This window comes from Bartonella sp. OC16QHHD (genome assembly GCF_042194035.1).
Classification (GTDB): Bacteria; Pseudomonadota; Alphaproteobacteria; order Rhizobiales; family Rhizobiaceae; genus Bartonella.
In genome coordinates, this window is the sequence record NZ_JBHIMJ010000064.1 from 1 (window position 1) to 1,279 (window position 1,279).

Sequence of the window (1,279 nt, forward strand, 5' to 3'; positions counted from 1 at the left end):
CTTATGGGCGGCAATATCAATATGCTTTTTCGAGGTGATGTGCTTTGCCAATACGCTCTGGCTTTTCGATTTGAGGACAACACCCCCATGACCAAAAACATTCTTCAACGAGATTTTTCCGTCAGCAGAAAGATGCAACTGCCCCGCATTCGCTGCCATATCATGGCGCATGCGAACCCCAACTCCTTGTTCTGTTGCCACAAGTTTAATCTGATCCGCCTGGAGAGCCCCAAAAGCAGAACCATCTATCGCATATTCCGGTTTACCGGTAATATCGGTCAGTTCTTTCATTTCCCGTGAAGCATAATCAAAGTGACCCGTCCCTGCTGTCACACCAATTTCTCTGCCCGCAACAGCTCCTTCAAAATGCACTGTGCGTGAGACAATATCGACAATATCAACCGCCCCCTTGCCAGAGAAAAAATTGGCTCCCTTAGCGCCAAAGGTAATATCCCCACCTCGCACCTCAAAGCCTTTCAAAAAACCGCTCGCATCAATTTCGGGAACACCTGTGGTTAAGGTCGCATGGGGCGTATTGATAAAGCCACAACCATCACAGCTTATCCCATTGGGATTGGCTATAATCACATCGGCGGGGCTCCCAAAAACCTCTCCTGGACCATGAAGCGCACTGCGCTTGCTGCTGGTCACTTCATTTAAAATCACTTTCGCTGAACCCGTGAAACGCAAATGCGGATTGCCCGGCATAATGCCCCCCAACTGCGATTGCCCCACTTCTTGCGCATGATTGTTCCAAATCACACCCGGATTTCCAATATTAAAATCGTTATATTTATTGTGCGATAAGCCCTTGCCATTGGGGGTAACAATATCAATCGAGGGAACTCCATTGGGCGCTGCCACTATATCTGGACGATGGGCGGCATTCGCGTTAGGATCCACAGTAATTTGCGCCTGTAACGCTGAAGGGGCTAACAAACAAGAAAAACCAAGTCCCCCAAATAAAACCTTTTTGAGCATCGTACTGGAGACTAAAACACCTAATAAAGCTGCTCTTTCTGCTCTCTTCTCATATCTCATACGTTAACTCCCCAATAAAAAATGCTTAAAGTTCCATTGTTAATGTCATAAAAAATGTTCCTGATTTTTTGTGCTTAACTGTGCTCCAAAAAATACTGGAATAACTGGCATCAAGAGAGACCATGCCTCCCGCAAGCTTGACACCGGCTGTCCAACCGGCAAGCTGGTCACTCTTAATCCCATACAAAACTTGCGAAAACACACGCCCATAATCCAAACCAACATAAGGGCGAAGTTC

1 protein-coding gene and 1 pseudogene are annotated in these 1,279 nt (G+C 46.7%); both read right to left on the reverse strand.

The genetic code is table 11. From position 1 onward, the window contains the following. The coding region (locus ACFIK1_RS06740) for a filamentous hemagglutinin N-terminal domain-containing protein (protein ID WP_375662401.1) at window positions 1–1,041 on the reverse strand (1,041 nt) is incomplete at its 3' end. A 25-nt stretch (window positions 1,042–1,066) separates the two neighbouring features. Further along, window positions 1,067–1,279 (reverse strand): annotated as a pseudogene (locus ACFIK1_RS06745) (ShlB/FhaC/HecB family hemolysin secretion/activation protein); the annotation flags it as partial.